Genomic DNA, 3,427 nt, shown 5'->3' with positions numbered 1-3,427 from the left:
GCGATGCTGATTGGTTTCATCGCGCTGATTTCGGCGGTCAATGCGCTGTTTGACACCATTTTCGGCATCAGTTTCCAGGGCGTATTAGGCTATGTCTTCTATCCGTTTGCCTGGGTAATGGGCGTGCCGTCGGGCGAAGCCTTGCAGGTGGGCAGCATCATGGCCACCAAACTGGTATCGAATGAGTTTGTGGCGATGATGGATCTGCAAAAAATTGCCGGTTCGCTGTCGCCGCGCGGTGAAGGCATCCTTTCCGTCTTCCTCGTCTCCTTTGCTAACTTCTCCTCGATCGGCATCGTGGCGGGCGCAATCAAAGGCCTGCACGAAGAGCAGGGAAATGTGGTTTCCCGCTTCGGCCTGAAGTTGCTGTACGGCTCAACGCTGGTCAGCGTGCTGTCGGCCTCAATCGCCGGTTTAGTGCTGCACTAACTGTAAAGGGCGAACCCCTTGCGGGTTCGCCCTGACTATTCCAGCGGCACGTTAAGATGCTCGCGCAGCGTTGTCCCTGAATACGCTTTCCGAAACGCTCCCCGCGCCTGCAAAACCGGCACCACCTGGTCGGCAAAATCGTTCAGTGAAGCAGGCATATCCGCAGGCATCAGCACAAAACCATCGCACGCCCTGCTCTCAACCCATGCCATCATCTCGTCGGCTATCTCCTCCGCCGTTCCCGCCATGACCGGAAAAGAGGCGCTGGCCGCATAGCGTTTCGCCACCTCCGCCAGCGTTTTTCCCTGCCGCCGCGCTTCAGCGATCACATATTCGAAACGCCCTTTGCTGCCGCTGATGCGGTCGAATATGTCCGGGAACAGCGCGTCCGGATCGTGCTGAGAGAGATCGTAATTCATGCTCGCCGACATAAAACTCAGTCCGGCGAGCGGATCGACCAGCTCATCAAGCCGCGCGCGCTTCTCCTGCGCTTCCCGATGCGTTTTCCCCACAATCGGCATGACGCCCGGCAGGATTTTACAGGCGTCGGGCGCGCGCCCGATGGCGACCATATCCTCTTTGAACTGTTGGTAAAAGGCGCAGGCGCGCTCCCGTTCGGGATGGACGGTAAAAATTACTTCGCCCACGCGCGTGGCGACCGCTTTGAAATCCGCCGAGACGCCCGCCAGAATCTGTACCGGCCTGCCTTGCGGCGGCGCCGCCACGGTCAGCGGCCCCTGAATATGGAAGTGTTCACCGTTGAAGCGCGTATAGCGGACTTTGCTGGCGTCGACGTAAATGCCGCTGGCTTTATCCACCACCCGCGCGCCCGGCTGCCAGCTGGCAAGAAGCTGATGTACGGCAGCGATAAATTCGTCCGCACGCCGGTAGCGCTCGGCATGCCCCATGTGCTGCATCCGGCTGAAATTGCGCGCCTCGCCGTCGTTGGTGGAGGTCACCGCGTTCCAGGCCATGCGCCCGTGGCTGAAATGATCGAGCGTGGCCAGCGTTCGCGCGGCGTGAAAAGGCTCGCCATAGGTGGTGGAGAGCGTCCCGCCCAGGCCAATGCGTTCCGTGCCCAGCGCCAGTGCGGTCAGCAGCGCCATCGGTTCAGGCCGCGCGTAGCCCGGCCGGTACTGCACGGTGGTGGCGATATCGCCGCCGTAGATGTCGTCAATGGAGAGTTTGTCGGCAACAAAAGCGAAATCAAACTTCGCCGCTTCGGCCTTTTTCACCAGCGTGAGCCAGGTGTCGAGCCGCATGGGATCGGGATTTTCCGCCGCCGGATGTCGCCAGCCGCCAGCGTGCAGCCCGGTGTCGCTGAGATAGAGCGCCAGATGCATGCTATTTCCCCTGCGACAGGCTGAGATCGATAAAGGTTTTCGCCTCAATCGGTTTGGGGATCAGACCGTTTTTCAGATACAAATCTGCCGTATTTTGCTGAACCGCCAGCACCGCCTGCGTATCAGGTTCGACCTGATTGAGCTCGCGTTTCACCTTCAGCAGCGCCACCTCCTGCGGAATACGCAGCAGTCTGGCAATGGCGGTGGCGTACGCCTGCGGATGCTTTGCCGTCCAGCTGCGTGCGCGGATCAGCCGCTGGCTGAAGTCAGCCAGCGCCGTTTTTTTGTCGGCGATGGCTTTGTTACTGGCAACCAGATAGCTGAGTGCCGGATAGTCTTTGCCGTCAGCGATGATCTGCGCGCCGGACTGCTGCGTGGCGAACGATACGTAGGGTTCCCAGGTGGCGACGGCGTCAACGCCGCCCTGGTCAAGCACCAGCGTGGCTTCGGCTGGCGTGGTGAAGACGAAGGTGACGTCGGAGGGCTGAAGGCCCGCCTTGCCCAGCGCCTGCATGGCCAGGTTATGGCCGGAAGAGCCCTTCACCGTGGCGATTTTTTTGCCCTTCAGCTCACTTACGTTACGGATGGCGCTGCCCTTCTTAACGATTAGCGCGTTTCCGGCGTAGCGCGTCGCCAGAATGCCTTTCGCGTCCAGCCCCGCCGCCACGGCAAAGGTCAGCGGCGCGTCGCCTACCGACCCGGCATCCAGCGAACCGGCGCGCATCGCTTCCAGCAGCGGCGCGGCGTTGGCAAACTCATGCCATTCAATGGTGTAAGGAACATTGCTCAGCTCGCCCGAAGCTTCGAGGATGGCACGCGCATTGGCGCGCTGATCGCCAACCGACAGCGTGCCGGCGGCAAAGACGGACGAACTGAACAGTGCAAGTGCACAGATACTGAAGCGAAAGGTTTTCATCTGGTGTCTCAACAGGAGGAAAATTTCAGGCTAGCATCCGTTTTTTTATTCTCTAAATGCCTTTGCCGGGTAATGATTATGCAAAATTCTTCTAACACTTCGTTCACACTCTTTTGATGATTTTCAGCTTAACAACGCACAAATATGAATTTCACAGCCCGGGCGCCGGATCATAGGGTTTTCTTCATGTTGGTTTTATTACCCGCCTTCCCTGGAGAAAAAATTATGAGCATTCAGTTCCTTGGCATGATCGGTCACCGACTGGCCTCAGAAATCATTCCACCCGCTGGCCCGGTATTTAATAAGCAGTACATCGCTGATTTCGCCCGCGCCCATGAGCAGGCCGGTTTTGATCGCGTGCTGGTCGGCTACTGGTCCGATCAACCAGACGGTTTTCTGGTGACCGCCCACGCGGCAGCCAGCACCTCACGCATTAAGTTTTTGCTGGCGCACCGTCCCGGTTTTGTTTCGCCGACGCTGGCCGCCCGCAAGCTGGCTACGCTCGATCAGCTTACCGATGGCCGCCTGGCGGTACATATTATCAGCGGCGGCAGCGATGCCGAGCAGCGTAAAGACGGCGACTTTCTGAATAAAACCCAGCGTTACGCCCGCACCGACGACTTTCTGGATGTGTTAACGCAAAGCCTCACCGCAGAGCAGCCTTACGATCATCACGGCGACTATTACCAGGCAGAGCAGGCCTTTGCCTCAGTGAAGCCGCTGCAGGCGAAGCTGCCGA

At 59.0% G+C, this 3,427-nt stretch carries 4 protein-coding genes; 2 read left to right on the top strand and 2 right to left on the bottom strand.

The features are described 5' to 3' along the window. On the top strand, positions 1-429 hold a 429-nt coding region (locus GS12_RS22295; RefSeq protein WP_034951100.1), incomplete at its 5' end, for a nucleoside transporter C-terminal domain-containing protein. Between the two features lie 35 nt (positions 430-464). On the opposite strand, the gene GS12_RS22290 is transcribed toward GS12_RS22295, so the two are convergent. Both GS12_RS22290 and GS12_RS22285 read right to left on the bottom strand, forming a co-directional pair. Further along, positions 465-1,772 (bottom strand): NtaA/DmoA family FMN-dependent monooxygenase, encoded by a 1,308-nt coding sequence (locus GS12_RS22290; protein ID WP_034951099.1) that lies wholly within the window; start codon positions 1,770-1,772, stop codon positions 465-467. A 1-nt stretch (position 1,773) separates the two neighbouring features. Continuing rightward, positions 1,774-2,688, bottom strand: coding sequence for an ABC transporter substrate-binding protein (locus tag GS12_RS22285; RefSeq protein ID WP_034916244.1), 915 nt, complete (start codon positions 2,686-2,688; stop codon positions 1,774-1,776). A 225-nt stretch (positions 2,689-2,913) separates the two neighbouring features. Here GS12_RS22285 and GS12_RS22280 point away from each other — a divergent pair. Beyond that, a partial coding sequence (locus tag GS12_RS22280) for an LLM class flavin-dependent oxidoreductase (RefSeq protein ID WP_034951097.1) occupies positions 2,914-3,427 on the top strand: 514 nt, incomplete at its 3' end.

This window comes from Erwinia oleae (assembly GCF_000770305.1).
GTDB classification, from domain to species: Bacteria; Pseudomonadota; Gammaproteobacteria; order Enterobacterales; family Enterobacteriaceae; genus Erwinia; species Erwinia oleae.
Note: the sequence above shows the minus strand (reverse complement) of the source record. Positions and strands in the feature narration are given on the sequence as shown.